This window comes from Rhizobium sp. P28RR-XV, assembly GCF_012641385.1.
In the GTDB taxonomy this organism is placed as follows: Bacteria; Pseudomonadota; Alphaproteobacteria; order Rhizobiales; family Rhizobiaceae; genus Rhizobium.
Genome location: NZ_JABAIG010000025.1, coordinates 1 through 15,934, shown reverse-complemented (window position 1 = coordinate 15,934; position 15,934 = coordinate 1). Strand labels below are relative to the sequence as shown.

The window sequence follows — 15,934 nt, the reverse complement described above, 5'->3', positions numbered from 1 at the left end:
GCTGCTTGAAACAGGATTGGACGACCGGCGCCAGCCGGCAATCGACGACGATCAGCTTGCGGTCGGCTTGTCGGCCAGACCGAGTTCGGACATCAGCTTCGAGAGATCCGTCTTGTTCTGCAGGACATCCTCGAGCAGCCGCTCCAGCTCTTCGGATCGGTCGGCCTTGCTCATGAGGTCGCGAAGCTGGTTGCGGGCATCGAGGAGCGCCTTCAGCGCGGGCACCTGATTGACGACCGAGCCGGGCTCGAAATCCTGAATGCTTTCGAATTTCAGCGAAACGGGAAGCTGCGAACCGTCGCCCTCGAGCGTGTTTTCGACAGCGATGTTCAGGCCCGGCGTCATGCGGCGCATCACATCGTCGAAATTGTCGCGATCGATCTGCACGAACTTGCGTTCGCCGAACGGTTTCAGCGGTTGGGTCGGATTGCCCGAGAAATCGCCGAGCACGCCGACGACAAAGGGCAATTCCTTGACGACCATGGCGCCCTCGGTCTCCACCTCATACTTGATGTGGACCCTCGGCTTGCGCACTCGTTCCAGTTTTTCGTGAACACTCGCCATAAAGCTTCTCCTTCAAATCCCAGCGGCAATTTCGCTCTTCACATGTGGCACAACTCGCCTTTGGAAAGAGCGGGTTGCAAAAAGTTCAGGATACCAGTTCTATTTGTCATCCCGTCTTGTTCGACTTCGGCTGAATGCCCGCCGCCGTTAGAACGGCGTTGCGGACCTGCGCCTCCGGCAGCAGTTCGGCCAATAGTTCCGAAAAATCCATGCGTCCGCGCCGGACCATCGTCTCGATCGACATGGAGATCGGCGAATGCGGTTCCGTGCGGCGAAAATAACGCGCGACGGCCAGCAGCAGCTCGAAAGCCTCTTCGCGCGAGCCGATCTGCTCGGCGCCCAAGGGGCGCGGGCGACCTTGCGCCGGCTCGCCCGAACCTTCCTGCTGCTGCGGATCCACGTCGGCCTCGGCTGCCTGCGTTTCGATGCCGGCAAGGGTCCGAAGCGCTGCGGCAGCCTCGTGCAGGACATTGTGCGTATTCGAGCTGGGTGGCGCCATCTGTCCGCAGCGCTCGTTCAAAATGGACACCAGCCGATCGAAAGCTGCGATGCAGCCCTTCACCATTTCCAGATGCGAGCTCATCGCTGCCGTGCCGGCTTCAAGGACAGCCTGGTTCAGCTCATCGCGCCGTTTCACCTCGTTGGGCCGTTGCGACAACTGAAAATCCCAAAGGGAAAATTGACCGAATTTCATTCCGGGAACGAGCGGCGACAGCCTGATCGCCTGAATGATGGTCCCTTCGCCGCCGACACCATTAAGACCTGAAAGCGGGGCAAGCCGCTCTTCGATATCGTCTGCTCCGACGGAATGAAATTTCTCCCAATGCTTGTCCAATAGCGACGCAATCGCCTGGTAGACATCCCTTAAACCCTCGAATCCTCGCAGACGTAATTCCGCCTCGGCCAGCCATGCTAATACTTCGAGGTCCTTACTTTTAGAAGAAACAATCTGCAATCCAAGATTGCTAACATCTGTCCAAAGAGGTGAAAGACTAATATTTTCACCTGGTGATATACCTCGTTCCGTAGCGCGAGCCTGGTTTCTGGCGTCTTTTATTCTATAGTATATTTCGCGCATAGAAGTATTGTTGCGCACATTTTCTCCGCATGGCGCATTTTCTTCAAATGAATTCTCTATGTCGCGGACGTTCAGCAGGATATTAGCTCCATAGCTCGAACTACATCGTTTAAGGGCGTGATACTTATGTCGATATATTCCTTTGTCAACCATGTCTATTCTGCAACGAATTTGTGACAATTCCGATTTTTGACCACATGAAAAATTTTTTGTTGTCCGTCTGGACTCCGGAGAATAACCGCCCTAGTTGTTGCCGCGACATGAAGGTGTGGTTGAAATGAAACTAGAGGGAGGAAACTTCTAGGTGTCGAATATCGATCTCAATCGCCTGATCAGAACGCTCGAGCCAGCATTGCGCGTCGGCCTCGAGGCTGCAGCGTCGCATGCAGCACGTGATCGGCATGCGAATGTCGATGTCGCACATTGGATAGTCTCCTTATTAGAGTCATCGGAAGTTTGCTCTTTTTTTGAAGAACTTAGCGTGTCATCCGCGGCGCTGCGCGCGGAGCTTGATAACGCCATTGCCGAACTGCCGAGAGGGGATGGTGCCGCCCTCGTGCTCTCCCAAAATTTGCTGGCGCTGATGCGGGAAGGCTGGCTTGTCGCCTCGCTTCAATGCGGCCGCAACAGCGTTACGCTCGCCGATCTTCTGACCGCGCTCACGGATGACCAATCGCTGCGGATCATGGCGCGGGGCATGGCGCCATCGCTACGCAACCTCGATCGCAATATTCTCGAAAAGCGCTTGAGCGCGGCTCCGTCTCAGGATGCCGCCTCGCCATCGCAACATTCTGAAGCCGTTCCCGCCGCCGGCGAGAACGAATTTCTCCGCCTCTACACCCGCGACATGACGGCCGATGCCAAGCTCGGCCGCATAGATCCGGTGATCGGACGGGATCGCGAACTGCGCCAGGTCATCGATATCCTGATGCGGCGCCGGCAGAACAATCCTATCCTGGTGGGCGAGGCGGGGGTCGGCAAGACGGCCGTGGCCGAAGCGCTGGCGTTGGAAATTGCCGCCGGAAGCGTGCCTGATATGCTGAAGTCCGTGCGTATTCTCCTCCTCGATCTCAGCCTGCTGCAGGCCGGAGCCGGCGTGAAAGGCGAGTTCGAGCGGCGCCTGCATGGCGTGGTCGCCGCGGTGCGCGCCGCCGCGGAGCCGATCATTCTCTTTATCGACGAGGCGCATGGTCTAATCGGCGCCGGCGGCCAGGCCGGGCAGGGCGATGCCGCCAACATTCTAAAGCCGGCACTGGCCCGCGGCGAACTCCGAACGATTGCCGCGACGACGTGGAGCGAATACAAGCGCCACATCGAGAAGGATGCGGCACTGACCCGGCGTTTCCAGGTCGTTCAGGTGCTGGAGCCCGATGAGGAAACCGCCATCCGCATGCTGCGCGGCATTGTCGGTAGCTTCAAGGCTCATCACAAGGTGCGCATCCGCGACGAGGCGCTGGCTGCCGCCGTGCGTCTTTCCGCCCGCTACATCCCGGCGCGGCAGTTGCCGGACAAGGCGATCAGCCTCATCGATACTGCCGCTGCCGCCGTGTCGCTTTCCCGACAGACCGTTCCCGAGGCGCTCAAAGGCTTGCGCAACGAGCAGGAGATGCTGGAGGCGGAAGCTGCAGCACTTTTAGCCGAGCCGGTGACGCCTGAGCTCACCGCGCGGCTTGTGATCATCGAGAATGAGAAGCGCGAGGTGCTGCTCGAGATTGAGCGTTTGCAGGCCAAATTCGACGAGGAAATCCGCCTGTCGAAGGAGGCGGACCGGATCGAGGCATCGTTTAGCGATGCCGGTACGCTGCAGGCCGAGGAGAGTGCGCCCGCACGGGGCGACCAGACCCATGAGGGCAATGTCGCGCTTTTTCCCGCGAGCGGTTCCTCGGAAGCCGCTCGCGCGGCGCTGGCGCAAGCTGAGCGCAACCTTGCCGATGTTGCCGGCGAGACGCCATTGGTTCCGCGCGTCGTCGACAAGGAAGTGATCGCTGGTATCGTCGCCCGCTGGACTGGTATTCCTGTGGGCAAGCTGCTGTCGGATCAGGTCGAGACCGTCAAGACGCTCGACGCAAGGCTCAAGGAGCGCGTGCTTGGCCAGGACGCCGCGATCGCGCGAATTTCGGCCGCCATGCGCTCGGCGCGCGCCGGCCTTTCCGACCCACGCCGCCCGCCTGCCGTCTTCCTGCTTGTCGGCATGTCGGGAACCGGCAAGACCGAAACGGCGCTGTCTCTCGCCGATCTTCTTTATGGCGGCAGCCAATATCTGACGACCATCAACATGTCCGAGTTCAAGGAGGAGCATAAGGTTTCGCTGCTGCTCGGATCGCCGCCCGGCTATGTCGGCTACGGTGAAGGCGGCGTGCTGACCGAGGCGGTCCGCCGACGTCCCTACGGCGTCCTGCTGCTGGACGAGATCGACAAGGCACATCCGGGCGTCCAGGAGGTGTTCTATCAGGTCTTCGACAAGGGGACGCTGCGCGATGGCGAAGGCCGCGACATCGATTTCAAGAATACCACGATCGTCATGACCGCCAATACCGGCTTGGATCTGCTGGCGGCACTTGCCGCCGATCCGGAGACCATGCCCGAGGGTCAGGCGCTTGAAGCATTGCTGCTTCCCGAATTGCAGAAGCATTTCAAGCCGGCCTTCGTCGGTAGAACCACGGTGCTGCCTTTCATGCCGCTGAACGGCGAGACGTTGAGCGGCATTGTCGATATCCAGATAGGCCGCATCCGCGATCGTGTCTCAGCCTCCTACGGGACCGCGGTTTTCCTGTCGGAACCGGCCCGTGACGCGCTTGTCAGCCGCGCGAAGGCGAGCGAGATGGGCGCGCGCGCCATCGAGACCATGATCGGGCGCGATCTTCTGCCCGAATTGTCGACCTTCTTCCTCGATGCCGTTGCCGAGCGGCGCAAGATTGCCGGCATCAGCATCAGTTTTCACGATCACCGCTTCCTCATCGAGGAGAAGCCGGTGAACGACCATGAATTCGCTGACCCCGAACAAGGCGGCGCGGCGAATGAAGCAGCCCCGGACGAGCGAAACGTCCGGATGCGGCATTAGACGGAAAGGTAAACCCGCCTTGCAGCGACAAGGTGAAATTCAAATTCAAACAGGAGAGTTGAGAGCATGCCGATTTATCTGCAGATCGACGGAATTCAAGGCGATGCCACCCATGAGCAGCACAAGAAGTGGATGGACATCGAAGTCATCCACTGGAACGTCTCGCGCAACATGAAGACGTCGGCCGGTTCCGCAGCGAACCGCGAAGCTTCCGAGCCCACCGTTTCGGAAGTCATCCTGACCAAGGTCAGCGATTCCTCGTCGACCAAGCTGTTCCAGGAAGCATGCTCGGGCCGTACCGGCAAGCAGGCCGTCATCCATCTGGTGACAACAGGCAATCCGGGCGATACCTACATCGAATACACGCTGACCAATACGCTGATCGCCAGCTACTCGGTCGATTCCAGCGGCGATCGCCCGGTCGAGACGATCAAGCTGAACTTCACCAAGATGGAAGTGAAGTACACGCCTTACGACGACTCGCAGACGCCGCAGTCGCCGATGATCGCTTCCTACGATCTGGCAACGACCAAGGCTGCCTAACACCAGCATCGTTTTCCGGCGCGTTGCAATCAACGCGCCGGAATCGTGCCCAATGCCAGATCGCTGCGGCGGCTGGGATTTGAACATTCTCGACAACCTTTTTCATCGAGGTCGCCATGGTAGATTTTTCCGTTTCATCGCCGGCTCTGCAAATGGAGCCGGTGAAGCAGACCGACCTTCCGCCGATCAAGCGCGCGGGCCGCGGTCCTTCCTACGATTACTTCTCATGGCCGCAAGGTCCGCGCGAATATGCCGCCCGCAACCAGGCCGCAGGTGCGTTCGCTTCTGGTCTCCGGTCCGTTATGGAAAAAGCCAATGAGATGTCGTTGACGCATTGGCTGAAGGTGTGGCTGCAAAACAACGAGCCTCACATCATCCGGGAAATGGACGTCAACCACCATTCGGCCTTTGTCGCTCAGTTCAACTATACGGTGACTGATGCCGAGGTCCGGACCTACATGGTGCGCGGTGCCTATCTGCTCGGCACGGTCGCTTCGCGCGCCGATATCGGCAAGATCCTGACGCCGGACGTGCTCTACGGTCCCAGCATGCGCGAAACCGTGCCGAATGGCACCTTGTACCAGATCGCCTATCTGGTGGGCGGCCGCAAGCAGGTGGTCGGCAGCGCCGGCAAGACGGGCTCGGCAAGTTCACTGGTAGGATAAACGCAGATGAACGATCAGCCTTCGGCCAATGATTTCATCCAGGCGACCCGAAATCTCCGGGTCGTCTCACCGCTTGGTACGGACCAGCTCTTGCCGGAGCGGGTGACGATAACGGAAGGCGTGTCCGCACTTTTCGACATCCAGCTTTCCGTGCGCGCCAAGCGCGAAATCATCCAGCCGCAGGATCTGATCGGCCGGCTCGTCGATGTCTCCATCGAAGTTCGGCAGGCCGAAGATGGCGGTGACGGCGTTCGCCGTCCCTTCAACGGTCTGGTGACGAGCCTGCAGGAAGGGCCGCCGATCACGCGCGGTCTGCGCTCCTATTCGATGGTCTTGAAGCCGCAAATGTGGCTGCTCTCGCAGCGCTCGGACTGCCGCATCTGGATGGACAAGACCAGCATCGATATCGTCGAAACGCTGTTTTCCGAACATGGAATTCCGGCCCCCGATGTTTCCGGCGTGGTGACACCGCCGCCGCCACAGCATTATTCGGTGCAATGGAACGAAACGGATCTGGATTATCTGACCCGCCGTTTCGAGGAAGACGGGCTGTTCTACTGGTTTTCCCACGAAGACGGCAGCCACCGGCTGCATGTCGCGGACGGCGCGAATTCATGGGCGGGGCCGTCGCCATCCGCACAGGGCGAGGGCATGGTTCGGCTTGCCCAAGGTTCGACCGACCGCAACCATATCAATGAATGGATGAGGCATTACGCCTATATCCCCGGCCAACGCGCCGGCGCCGACTGGAATTTCGAGACGCCGCAAATGGTGCCGGGTACGACCACACCATCACTTGTGCAGATGCCGGGCGCGATGAAGCGTGAGCTTTACGAATATCCGGCCCGCATCTCATCGATTGCGGAAGCCGAAAGGGCGCAGAAGCTGCGCATGCAGGCAAGTGAGGCCGACCACAATCGCGTGGTTGGGCGTTCGACCTCACGCATATTGGAGGCAGGCCGCCGCTTCACGCCCTATGAAGTGGCCCATCCGGAGCATGTTTACGAGGAACACGTGATCGTGCGCGCAACCCACGTCGCGCTCGACCCCTCCTACGAAACCAATATGGACCAGCCGGAATATACCAATGATTTCGAAGCGGTGCCGTCGCGCGTCGCGATGACGCCGCATCGCAAGACGGAGCGGCCGCGCATTCGCGGCACTCAGGTCGCGATCGTCGCCGGCCCATCCGGCGAGGAAATCCATCCGGATCAATACGGCCGCATCAAGCTTTGGTATCCCTGGGATCGCCGCGCCAAGAAGGACGGATCGGATACCTGCTGGGTGCGGGTCGCTCAGAACTGGGCCGGCGGCACATGGGGCGGCCAGATCATCCCGCGCATCGGCATGGAAGTCATGGTCGCCTTCATCGACGGCGATCCGGACCGGCCCCTGGTAACCGGCGTGGTGCCGAATCCAGCCAATAGCGTGCCTTACACGCTTCCCGCGAATAAGACCAAGTCCATCTTCAGAACGCAGACCCACAAGGGTAATGGCTTTAACGAGCTCTCCTTCGAAGACGAGAACGGACGGGAAGAAATCTATATGCACGCTCAACGCGATCATCGCGTGCACGTCGAAAACTCCCATTCCAAACGCATCGATAATAACCAGGCGGAGTCGATAGGCCACAATAAGTCGATCGAGGTCGGCAACAATCACCACGAAGTCATCGGCGGCAATATGACGCTAATGGTTGGGCCAAACATCCTGCAAAAAGGTGTCACGGCCGCGATGGGGATATTGCGCGACACAGTCGGCAACGTTCTTACGAGCAAGCTTGGCGGCTTCACGGATGTCCTTGGCTTTCTCTCTCAAGCTACCATGGGCGAAGGCAATATGATCGTCGGCGTTGGCAAGAACAAGGCGGAAACCGTAATGGTGTCGTCTACGGAAATCGTCGGTGCGGCAAAGGCAACCACGGTCGGGGGCGGGTATCAGCTAACGGTTGGCGGCGTGAAGAATGAGAGCGTCGCGATGGGGTCATGGGAGGAGGTGGGGCAGACCAAGGTGTCGATGATTGGTTACAAATACGAGATCATTTGCGGAAAATCTCGAATAGTCATGGAGCGCGATGGAACGATTACCATTGAGGGTGTCAAACTCAACATCAAGCAGGATACATCCGTTACGATGACTGCTGGAAAAATTGACATGAATTGAGGATGTGATGGCGACAAAATTCCTCACTGGCACCTGGGAGGGCGATGAAACGGACAATCAGCAGAAACGCGATGACCGTCGAAATGCCTTTTGGGAGGAACTTGGTATCACCCCTGCGCGGGATACGGCCGAAATTGATATTCCGGTCTCGCAACGGATGGATCTTTTCCGATCGCTGGTTCAGCAAACGATATCAGGTCCCGAGGCCAACTCGCAGATGAAGGGCATCACGCTTGCGGCTGCACAGGCAATCGGTGACATGGCGCTCGGATCGTTGGAGCCAGGTGTGTCGAGCCTGGCGTTTTCGTGGAATGAACTGTTGCCGATTGAGATGAAGAAATTCTTTCAACAATGGCATGTCACCGCTTTTGAAGCATCCATAATAGACGGTGCATGAGATGGGTCTTGGCACCGGTGCTGCGAATAATTTGACCAACGCGGGTAACAACCTAGGCGCGGGTGCGGATATTACAAAAGGAACGCATGCAGATAATGCGTGCTCGATTGTAGCTTATACCGGCGAAAAATTCTACGAATATGTCGCTATAGCAAAAATGGTTTATGTGCTGGCGACCGACGCGGAAGCGCGCAAACAATTGATGGCAGGCGTTTCCGAAAGTGGTTTTGGCCATCTCATGTCGGGCTATGGCTATTCCGAAATGGCCCAGAGCAATTTCCAGTTATCCGCAACGGAGCAGATTCTCAGTTGGTTTGGGTTGGGGGACAAAGACAAAGCTGCAAAATATGCCGAGGATGGCATGAATATGCAACTTTTGAGTCAGTCGGAATATAGTAAGGCCGCTGACGCGATAGCTGGCTATTTCAGCGAAACATGGAATGCAATCAAAAAGCGGTTTACGCAATGCGGCTGGTTGTACGGAATTGCAACCTTGACGGTAGACGGGGTCTTTCTGGTCGGCGACCTTGCGCTGGGTGAAGGAATAAGCGCTGCCGCCAAGGCGATGTTGAAATCGCTCAAGGTTTTCGTCCGTGTCGTGAAGGCTGGGGAAGAGGCGGGCAAAGCCTCGAAAGTTATTGTCGAATTCACGCATGCGTCTGGCGGTAAAGTGGAACGTGAATTTGCTGTAGATCAACTCGAGCGCGAGTTTGGAAAGCCTGAAGATCATCATCCAGGGGTAAAGACAGAAGACCCAAATTATAATCCGTCCCCTGAAAATGAGCTGAAGAATGGCGAGGCAGCTGGCAAGCCGAAGTCGAGCAAGCTTACGCATGGCAGAAATGACAATGAAATCACTTACGATCCGGCAACCGGCAGACCGATCAATGCGAAAGGCACTCTGCGCGAGGATTTTGGAGGCACGGCCAGAGGTGACAATGCCACGGCCATTGGTAAACTCGGCGATCCGGGTGATCAGGGCGGCCATCTCGTTGCGCACAGGTTTATGGGCAATACGCCGGATTATGGTATCGCTCCTCAAGCTGGTAATCTCAACACCGGCGCATGGAAAACAATGGAGAATGAATGGGCCGACTGGGTAAACAAAGGCTACGAAGTCAATTATAACATCGACGTCAATCCGCCTGGATCGGTGCGCCCGAGCAGCTTTGATGTGGAGTACACCATTCGCGATCCCAAAACGGGAGCCGTTAAATATAGCAATGAGAAGCGCTTCAAAAACCAAGCGGGTGAAAGCTTCAACAGAATTCGATTTCGGGACATGGAGTAATAAATGTCGGAAAACCTTGAACTCATGGGCGATATTGCACGAGCAATCGTAAGTTCGGGCAAGATGCAGGGTGTCGAGTGGGTCGAGATCTCAATTGTGGTTACAGTTGATGAGAGCGGTGAAGCAAGCGAGATATTTGGCTATGCTTACGATGAGAAGGGAAATTATACCGCTGTTGCACCAAAGTTGCGTGAGATCGAGCAGCCAGTAGCCGCATACCGAGAGTGGCTTCGTCAAGACGGAGACACGGGCTTTCGAAAGATCCTATTCCAATTCAATCGTGTGAGCCGCAAGGTTAACGCTGACTTCGAGTATGAAGACCTCGCGCGTTGGCAGGTAACACCAAAGAACGTCGACACCATCATCGCGCAGCTTCGCCCTAACCTTGGAGAATAGGGCATTGTTGGATAGCCCCTACAGAAATGGTGGAGCGATTGTTTCGCTTGCCGATGAGCGGCAGCGACGGCGTGAGCATCTAACGGCTGTTGTACGGTCGGTTCTTGCTGCGGATGTGCTTGCGGATGAGCGTTGGCAAACCATGGCTGTCGTATTTTCTATTTCTGATGGCGGGCGGAATTTCGGTAACAGTGGCTACGCCTATGACGCGGATGGCCAATGGTGGGCTTTCAGTTGCTCGATAAAGGACGTGAAGCCTGCGGTGATTGCGTTTCTGGGCGATTCTAATCGAGGGGTCCCACAGACCTTGTGTCGAGTACTTCTTCAGTATGACAGAGAGAGTCACCGCGCGCGCCTTGTTTCGGAAATCGGTACTCCCGAATGCTGGTCCATCACGCCAGGGACGGCACGAACCATGATAAGGGAGCTTCGGCCTAAATTCGATAATTTCGCTGGGAATACTTCCGTATGAAAGGAAGGCCGCATAATTTATGCGTTATCTACAGCGAGCGTCGTGTGAGGCCATGTATTCCAGAGAGAAACTACTCGGGTCCAAAATCATGAATGATATTCCCAAGAGAGCCCTTTTTGTCGAAGCCGTTGCCTTTGATGAGGACGGCGCATGGTCGAAATTGCGCAAGCTTGCCGATATGCTGGAAATCGACGCTGATACGGGCGCAATGACGATCCGCAATGGAAAATCATCGCTCACGCTTCGTAAGGATGGCAGCATCATCGTGCACGGCGTGTCGATCGCTCAGTCTGCGGAACGGCATATATCGCTTGATGCCGCTACGATTGACCTGAATTGAGGCGCTGTCATGTGGCAGGTTGAGAACCGGACTCCGTTCGCCGCCTTGGGTTACTTTGTTCGTGACCGCGCAGGAATGGAAAATTGGGTCGTTGCGGTTCGCGCGCGCTTCGATGTCCAGGAAAATGGCCTCAACGCTGTTGTAAAAGATCAAGGCGCGATCCGCATTGCGCCCGAATACGAGGATGACGACAGCCTAGAATTGAAAGCGGAGGCCGATATTTCACCGTTTCGGCCCAAAGTCGATTTCCTGCTCACCGGAAGCATCACCGCGCCCGCGGGCCGCGCTGTCAATAAAATGGAAGCCGGTTTTGATCTTGGGGCACATTCGAAGCGCGCGTTAGTTTTCGGCGCCCGCCGGCTTCGTAAAAAATCCGGCAGGTTGCAGCTCGAGGGATACGAGTCCTACCGCGAGTGTCGGCTTAGCTGGCGCAACAGTCTGGGCGGCGCCGACTTCATCAAGGCAGATGGGCCGGCGAATGGTGTCAATCCCATCGGCATGGGCTGGACGTCGGCCTGGCAGGAAATGCCGGAGGGCACGGAAATTTCTCTCCCCTTCATCGAAAGCCCGGCTGCCTTGATCGACGATGGCACTCTGCCGGATCCGCACGGTTTCGGAGCCATTCAGCCGTCCTGGGAGGCCCGTTCGGCGCACGCCGGTACGTATGACGAGAACTGGCGGAAATACGAAGCGCCTTTACCTCCGCAAGATTTTTCCGACCGCTTTTTCCAGGCTGCTCCCGAAGACCAGATATTTGATTTGAAAGGCGGCGAGACAGGCCGAGTGATCGGCCTCCACGCGGGCGGTGATTATGCATTTCGCCTGCCGCAGATCATCATGGAATGCGCCACTTGGATGGGGCATGAAAAAACACAGAGCCGTCCGAGGCTAGTCTCCGTCTTGCTGAATGGAACGCAAAAGACGCTGGAGATGGTTTGGAACACGGCTATTCCCTGTCCGAGGGGAGATATGTCCGTTTCGGGCTGCAATTTGCATGTACGGCAGATGGCGGGAGTGGAATGTTGAGCAGCGCCATGGTCGAAATTCTCGGAGTCGGCTTGCATTGCCCCTTGGGCAAGGGGTTTGCCAATGCCTGCGATGCTTATTTTGCCAATGAGCGGAATTTTACGAAGTCGCGTAAGGGGCCCATTGGCGTCGACGGAATGCCAATGACGCTGTCCTGTGCCATTCCGTTTGAAGATATGCGCAACTTCGAACTGAGACTGCAAAGGCTGTTCGCCGGTGCGGCGGATGATCTCGTAGTTGCCGAGACGTTTGGACCTGTTCCATTACGGATTGTCGCGCCGCGCTGGCTCGTCGGTCATTCGATCGGCAAGCGGCTATCTCTCTGGATAAGCGAGACCTACCCCCATCTATTTTCAGACGTCGAGATCTTAATCGACGGGGAGACCCTTGCTCTTTACGAAATCGTTCGTGGTACGAACGAGATATCGACGGGACAGTTTCCCGCACTGATCGTCGGCGCCATTGACAGCTTCATGGACGCAGAATTTTTGGATATCCTCGCCATGAACAACCGCCTTTATTCACGACAGACGCCCCACGGCCTTATCCCCGGCGAGGCGGCCGCATTGCTTTTGATCGGAAGCGGAGATGCAGGAGCGCATCCACCGGTCGGCGCTTTGAAGTCCCTATTTACTGGGTTTGAGACTGAAAAGCCTTCGTCTCCCAAAGGCGTTGTCGGCAGAGGGCTTGCCAAGCCCTTGCGGCAAGCCTTCGAGGCCTTCGTTCCGGATCGATTTCTTGCCGATCTGAATGGAGAGCGTTGGCGCTCAGAGGATCTCGGCTTTGCGTTATCCGGTGCCCTTATACCAGAACCTCTCGTCCAAGATTTCGAAGCGCCGCTCGGAAACACGGGAGATTGTGGGGCGACGAACGGCATGGTGATGGCGAGCTTTGCGCTTGCATCCAAAACTCACCTGGCAAGTGACGCCGGCGAGCGGGATGGTCATCTCTCAGATAAGAGGGTGCCCATGCGGTCGATCGTTTCGACATCTCATCCCGACGGCCCGCGTTGCGTCGCGGTTATCGAAAGCTATCGGAAGAAGGACTGAAGCCGATGCAGGAGACTATCGCCATCAATGGATTGACGCTCTGCCACAAACATTCCGATGGCTGGGTTCGTTCAACTATGCCAGATGTGTGCAAGAGCCCTGACAAGCCTATCCCCTATACCAACACGGCTTATGCCCGGGATCTTGCCAAAGGCACGACGACGGTATTCTCGCATGGTGGAGCGATGAATGGGGTCAAGGGCTCAGAATTCTATCGGTCTTTTGGCGATGAGCCTGGCGTCGGCGGGGGGATCGTTTCCGGCGTGAACAAGGATCGCGCCACCTTTCTGTCATGGTCGCCGAATGTGTTCATGGAAGGTCGCAATGTTACGCGCCTGACGGATCGCATGCTGCTGAACAAGGGCAATACCATATCGGCGGGGGGATATTATACTGGGCCAGTTAAAGGCCCGCAGCGCGAGATATTGGAGAAGATCTGTGAGTTTGCGTGTGCCTGCAAGGCGGCCGGCACGTTCAGTCAGCGTTGCATCGATGGCAAGATATTGGAGTGGGCTAGCCAGGCAGGGCGCAACGTAACCCCTGGAGGTGCCTATGAAATTGGCGAGGACGGGAAGTGGGCATATCGGCTGGATGACGGCGGTAACCAGTTGAGGGGTGGGCCTAAAGGCACGAAGATGCCGGATTACACCGATCACGATAACAATAGCTTTGGCGAAAATAAATTGCCGAAGGATCGATATCGCGGCAATCAAAATGAAACATACGATGAAATTGGACAGGATACGGATCAGGATCGGAACGACATCAACTTCAAAAAAGACTGTAAATGCGATGATGATGATGGCAACAGGGCCCCTGTTACTCAACCAGCGCCGCAGACGGAGCGAGAGACCGAGCCATCGAATAACGGGAGCTGGTTTAGTCGCAATGCAGGCTGGCTCGTTCCGCTCGGCGTGGGTGCTGTGGCTGTAGGCGCCATTCTGCTTGCTCCGGAAACGGGCGGAGCGTCGCTTGCTGCGCTCGCGTTGTGAAGCTTGATGAAACCTACTCGCAGGTGGAATATAAAGTGACAGAAATCGACTACAATAAAATCCTGTCGGAGTTTAAGACCATATCGGATTTGGCCAAGCTCACGATTGCCGATAAACGCGGCAATCCGGCGCTGCAATTCGGGTTTGTGCTCAAATTATATTTCAGCCATGCTTACGATGACGAAGTTCGTATCCGATTGATCCGTTTGGTGGAGGATTACGGAAAGATCTTTTCCGATAAGATCACTCACTACATGCCCTATGATGGCAACCGCTTAAAACCCACGAAAAATTTCGATTATGTCGGCTATTTTACGGACCGCATGCGTAGCATCCCGCCCGAGGAAAAGGTGGAAGGCTTCGACGCCGAACTCTACGGTTTTTCGGGCGGTGTCGACAGGGATGAACCAACCCCATATCACATCGGCGTTGTGGCGCGGCCCGCTATCGCCGAAAAGCGTTTGGCAAACAAGGATAATGCGCTCGGCCGGCTTGAGGCCTATTTCCCGGCTGACTGGCCGCAGGGAGATTATACGCAACTGCTGAGCGTTCTGACCCGCTGGGCAGCCATAGGTCGGCCGATCCACGGCACTTTTGGTCTAGGCCTCGTTATGGAGGAGGGAGGCGGTCGTGGCCCGTTCATTGATCTCGCCTTTCCATTTCTGAAACGTTTTATCGGCTTTGATTATCCGGATCTGAGCTTGTGGCGCGTCAGGAGTGAGGCAGCGGCAACACCAGTGATACGATCGATCAATTGGCTGACACTAATCGATGACGAGCGCCTTCGGCGGGTTGGGGGCCTTGATAAAATCCGTGCTGCGCTAGAGCCGGAATGCTCCATCCATTCTTATGATGGTGGCATCATTATCCAAGCCGGGCAGGAACCAAGGATCGGGGATGTCAACCGTGGAGAGGCATTGGTCGCGTATCGAAAGGTGGCAAACGTTTTGAAACCACTCCGTTTCGAGGATTTCGGTCGGCGCGGAATCTTCGAAAGCCTGCCACCACCTTTGGACGATCGGGACGAAACGCTGGCATGGCTGCGGCGCTTTGATTGATGCGGTGTTTGGTGCAAGCGCCTGGGGCGGGCCAAGCACCCATCCAACTGCAATGTTGAGGTGATGGCATGCCGATATCGTGATATTCCATCTGAATTCAGGGAAAATGAACTAACGGCGAACGCACGCGACTGGAGCTTTCTTGACAGGATAGCAGTGGCGTTCGAACGCGGCGTACCCATGCTACGCTTTGGTTACGGTACTGATTTCGCCTTGCAGAATGCTACTGGCATCGAAATACGCGAGCGAATGGCTGATATTGTGCTGGAGGACAAGCAGATTTTGCCGATAACGTCTGACCTGCCACTGAAGTTTCATCCATCGGCGGTTTTGAATACGCCGAGTGGCGCGGTGTAAGCAACCGGCGGAAACGCGAAGTTTTCATCAGCGTTGGAGCCGGTTGCGGCGATGGACCCGGCATAGCCTGCCGGGGTCTGGTATCCGAGCGATGAATGCGGGCGGAAATTATTATAATCCTCCGCCCATTCGGCAACGGCGCTTCGGGCATGATCGAGACCGAAGAAGAGGCTCTCGTTCAATAGCTCGTCACGCACCCGGCCGTTGAAACTTTCGACATAGCCATTTTGCATTGGCTTTCCCGGTCCGATGTAGTGCCACTCGACCTTAGAGCACGCTTCGATTTCTCAGAATCGCAGGTTCGCAAATCAGCTGAGATATGATTCTCTGTTCCTACCGGGAAAGGACGGTCGGTAGGGATGACCCAACCATATTCCGAAGATCTTCGCGAACGGGCGATGGCGCGCTTGAATGCCGGAGAAACGATACGATCGATCGCAGCAGCACTTGCGATCGCTCCCTCGTGTGTTTCGAAGTGGAAG

General features: G+C 56.6%; 14 protein-coding genes and 1 pseudogene. 12 read left to right on the top strand and 3 right to left on the bottom strand.

Annotated features, from left to right (window positions below):
• Nucleotides 1-51: 51 nt before the first annotated feature.
• Together tssB and tssA are read right to left on the bottom strand one after the other, a co-directional pair.
• Nucleotides 52-564 (bottom strand): type VI secretion system contractile sheath small subunit, encoded by a 513-nt coding sequence (gene tssB / locus HGP12_RS32115; protein ID WP_168842978.1) that lies wholly within the window; start codon nucleotides 562-564, stop codon nucleotides 52-54.
• A 106-nt stretch (nucleotides 565-670) separates the two neighbouring features.
• Nucleotides 671-1,642, bottom strand: a complete 972-nt coding sequence (tssA, locus tag HGP12_RS32110; RefSeq protein ID WP_246703635.1) for a type VI secretion system protein TssA — start codon at nucleotides 1,640-1,642, stop codon at nucleotides 671-673.
• A gap of 304 nt (nucleotides 1,643-1,946) precedes the next feature.
• Between tssA and tssH the strand changes: the two genes are divergently transcribed.
• From tssH to HGP12_RS32050, 12 genes are all read left to right on the top strand, one after another.
• On the top strand, nucleotides 1,947-4,703 hold the full coding sequence (gene tssH / locus HGP12_RS32105; protein ID WP_168842976.1) for a type VI secretion system ATPase TssH: 2,757 nt from the start codon (nucleotides 1,947-1,949) through the stop codon (nucleotides 4,701-4,703).
• 66 nt (nucleotides 4,704-4,769) lie between these two features.
• The gene (locus HGP12_RS32100; protein WP_168842975.1) at nucleotides 4,770-5,246 is read left to right on the top strand and encodes an Hcp family type VI secretion system effector; all 477 of its coding nucleotides are present in this window, start codon (nucleotides 4,770-4,772) and stop codon (nucleotides 5,244-5,246) included.
• Nucleotides 5,247-5,362: 116 nt separating this feature from the next.
• Nucleotides 5,363-5,911 (top strand): hypothetical protein, encoded by a 549-nt coding sequence (locus HGP12_RS32095; protein WP_168842974.1) that lies wholly within the window; start codon nucleotides 5,363-5,365, stop codon nucleotides 5,909-5,911.
• Between the two features lie 6 nt (nucleotides 5,912-5,917).
• The gene (tssI, locus tag HGP12_RS32090; protein WP_168842973.1) at nucleotides 5,918-8,074 is read left to right on the top strand and encodes a type VI secretion system tip protein TssI/VgrG; all 2,157 of its coding nucleotides are present in this window, start codon (nucleotides 5,918-5,920) and stop codon (nucleotides 8,072-8,074) included.
• Between the two features lie 7 nt (nucleotides 8,075-8,081).
• Complete coding sequence (locus HGP12_RS32085; protein ID WP_168842972.1) at nucleotides 8,082-8,471, top strand: hypothetical protein; 390 nt, start codon at nucleotides 8,082-8,084, stop codon at nucleotides 8,469-8,471.
• Nucleotide 8,472: 1 nt separating this feature from the next.
• Complete coding sequence (locus HGP12_RS32080; RefSeq protein WP_168842971.1) at nucleotides 8,473-9,762, top strand: DNA/RNA non-specific endonuclease; 1,290 nt, start codon at nucleotides 8,473-8,475, stop codon at nucleotides 9,760-9,762.
• A 3-nt stretch (nucleotides 9,763-9,765) separates the two neighbouring features.
• On the top strand, nucleotides 9,766-10,158 hold the full coding sequence (locus tag HGP12_RS32075; RefSeq protein WP_168842970.1) for a hypothetical protein: 393 nt from the start codon (nucleotides 9,766-9,768) through the stop codon (nucleotides 10,156-10,158).
• A 491-nt stretch (nucleotides 10,159-10,649) separates the two neighbouring features.
• On the top strand, nucleotides 10,650-10,970 hold the full coding sequence (locus tag HGP12_RS32070; RefSeq protein WP_168842969.1) for a hypothetical protein: 321 nt from the start codon (nucleotides 10,650-10,652) through the stop codon (nucleotides 10,968-10,970).
• 9 nt (nucleotides 10,971-10,979) lie between these two features.
• A complete protein-coding gene (locus HGP12_RS32065; RefSeq protein WP_168842968.1) occupies nucleotides 10,980-11,996 on the top strand; it encodes a DUF2169 domain-containing protein in 1,017 nt (338 codons plus the stop codon).
• A complete protein-coding gene (locus tag HGP12_RS32060; RefSeq protein ID WP_168842967.1) occupies nucleotides 11,990-13,045 on the top strand; it encodes a hypothetical protein in 1,056 nt (351 codons plus the stop codon). The genes HGP12_RS32065 and HGP12_RS32060 overlap by 7 nt, the downstream gene beginning before the upstream one ends.
• A gap of 5 nt (nucleotides 13,046-13,050) precedes the next feature.
• Nucleotides 13,051-14,037 carry a DUF4150 domain-containing protein gene (locus HGP12_RS32055; RefSeq protein ID WP_168842966.1) on the top strand — a complete coding sequence of 329 codons (987 nt, stop codon included), beginning with the start codon at nucleotides 13,051-13,053 and terminating at the stop codon, nucleotides 14,035-14,037.
• A gap of 35 nt (nucleotides 14,038-14,072) precedes the next feature.
• Nucleotides 14,073-15,095, top strand: a complete 1,023-nt coding sequence (locus HGP12_RS32050) for a type VI immunity family protein (RefSeq protein WP_168842965.1) — start codon at nucleotides 14,073-14,075, stop codon at nucleotides 15,093-15,095.
• Between the two features lie 314 nt (nucleotides 15,096-15,409).
• Here the strand turns inward: HGP12_RS32050 and HGP12_RS32045 are convergent.
• Nucleotides 15,410-15,721 (bottom strand): annotated as a pseudogene (locus tag HGP12_RS32045) (integrase core domain-containing protein); the annotation flags it as partial.
• Between the last annotated feature and the right edge of the window lie 213 nt (nucleotides 15,722-15,934).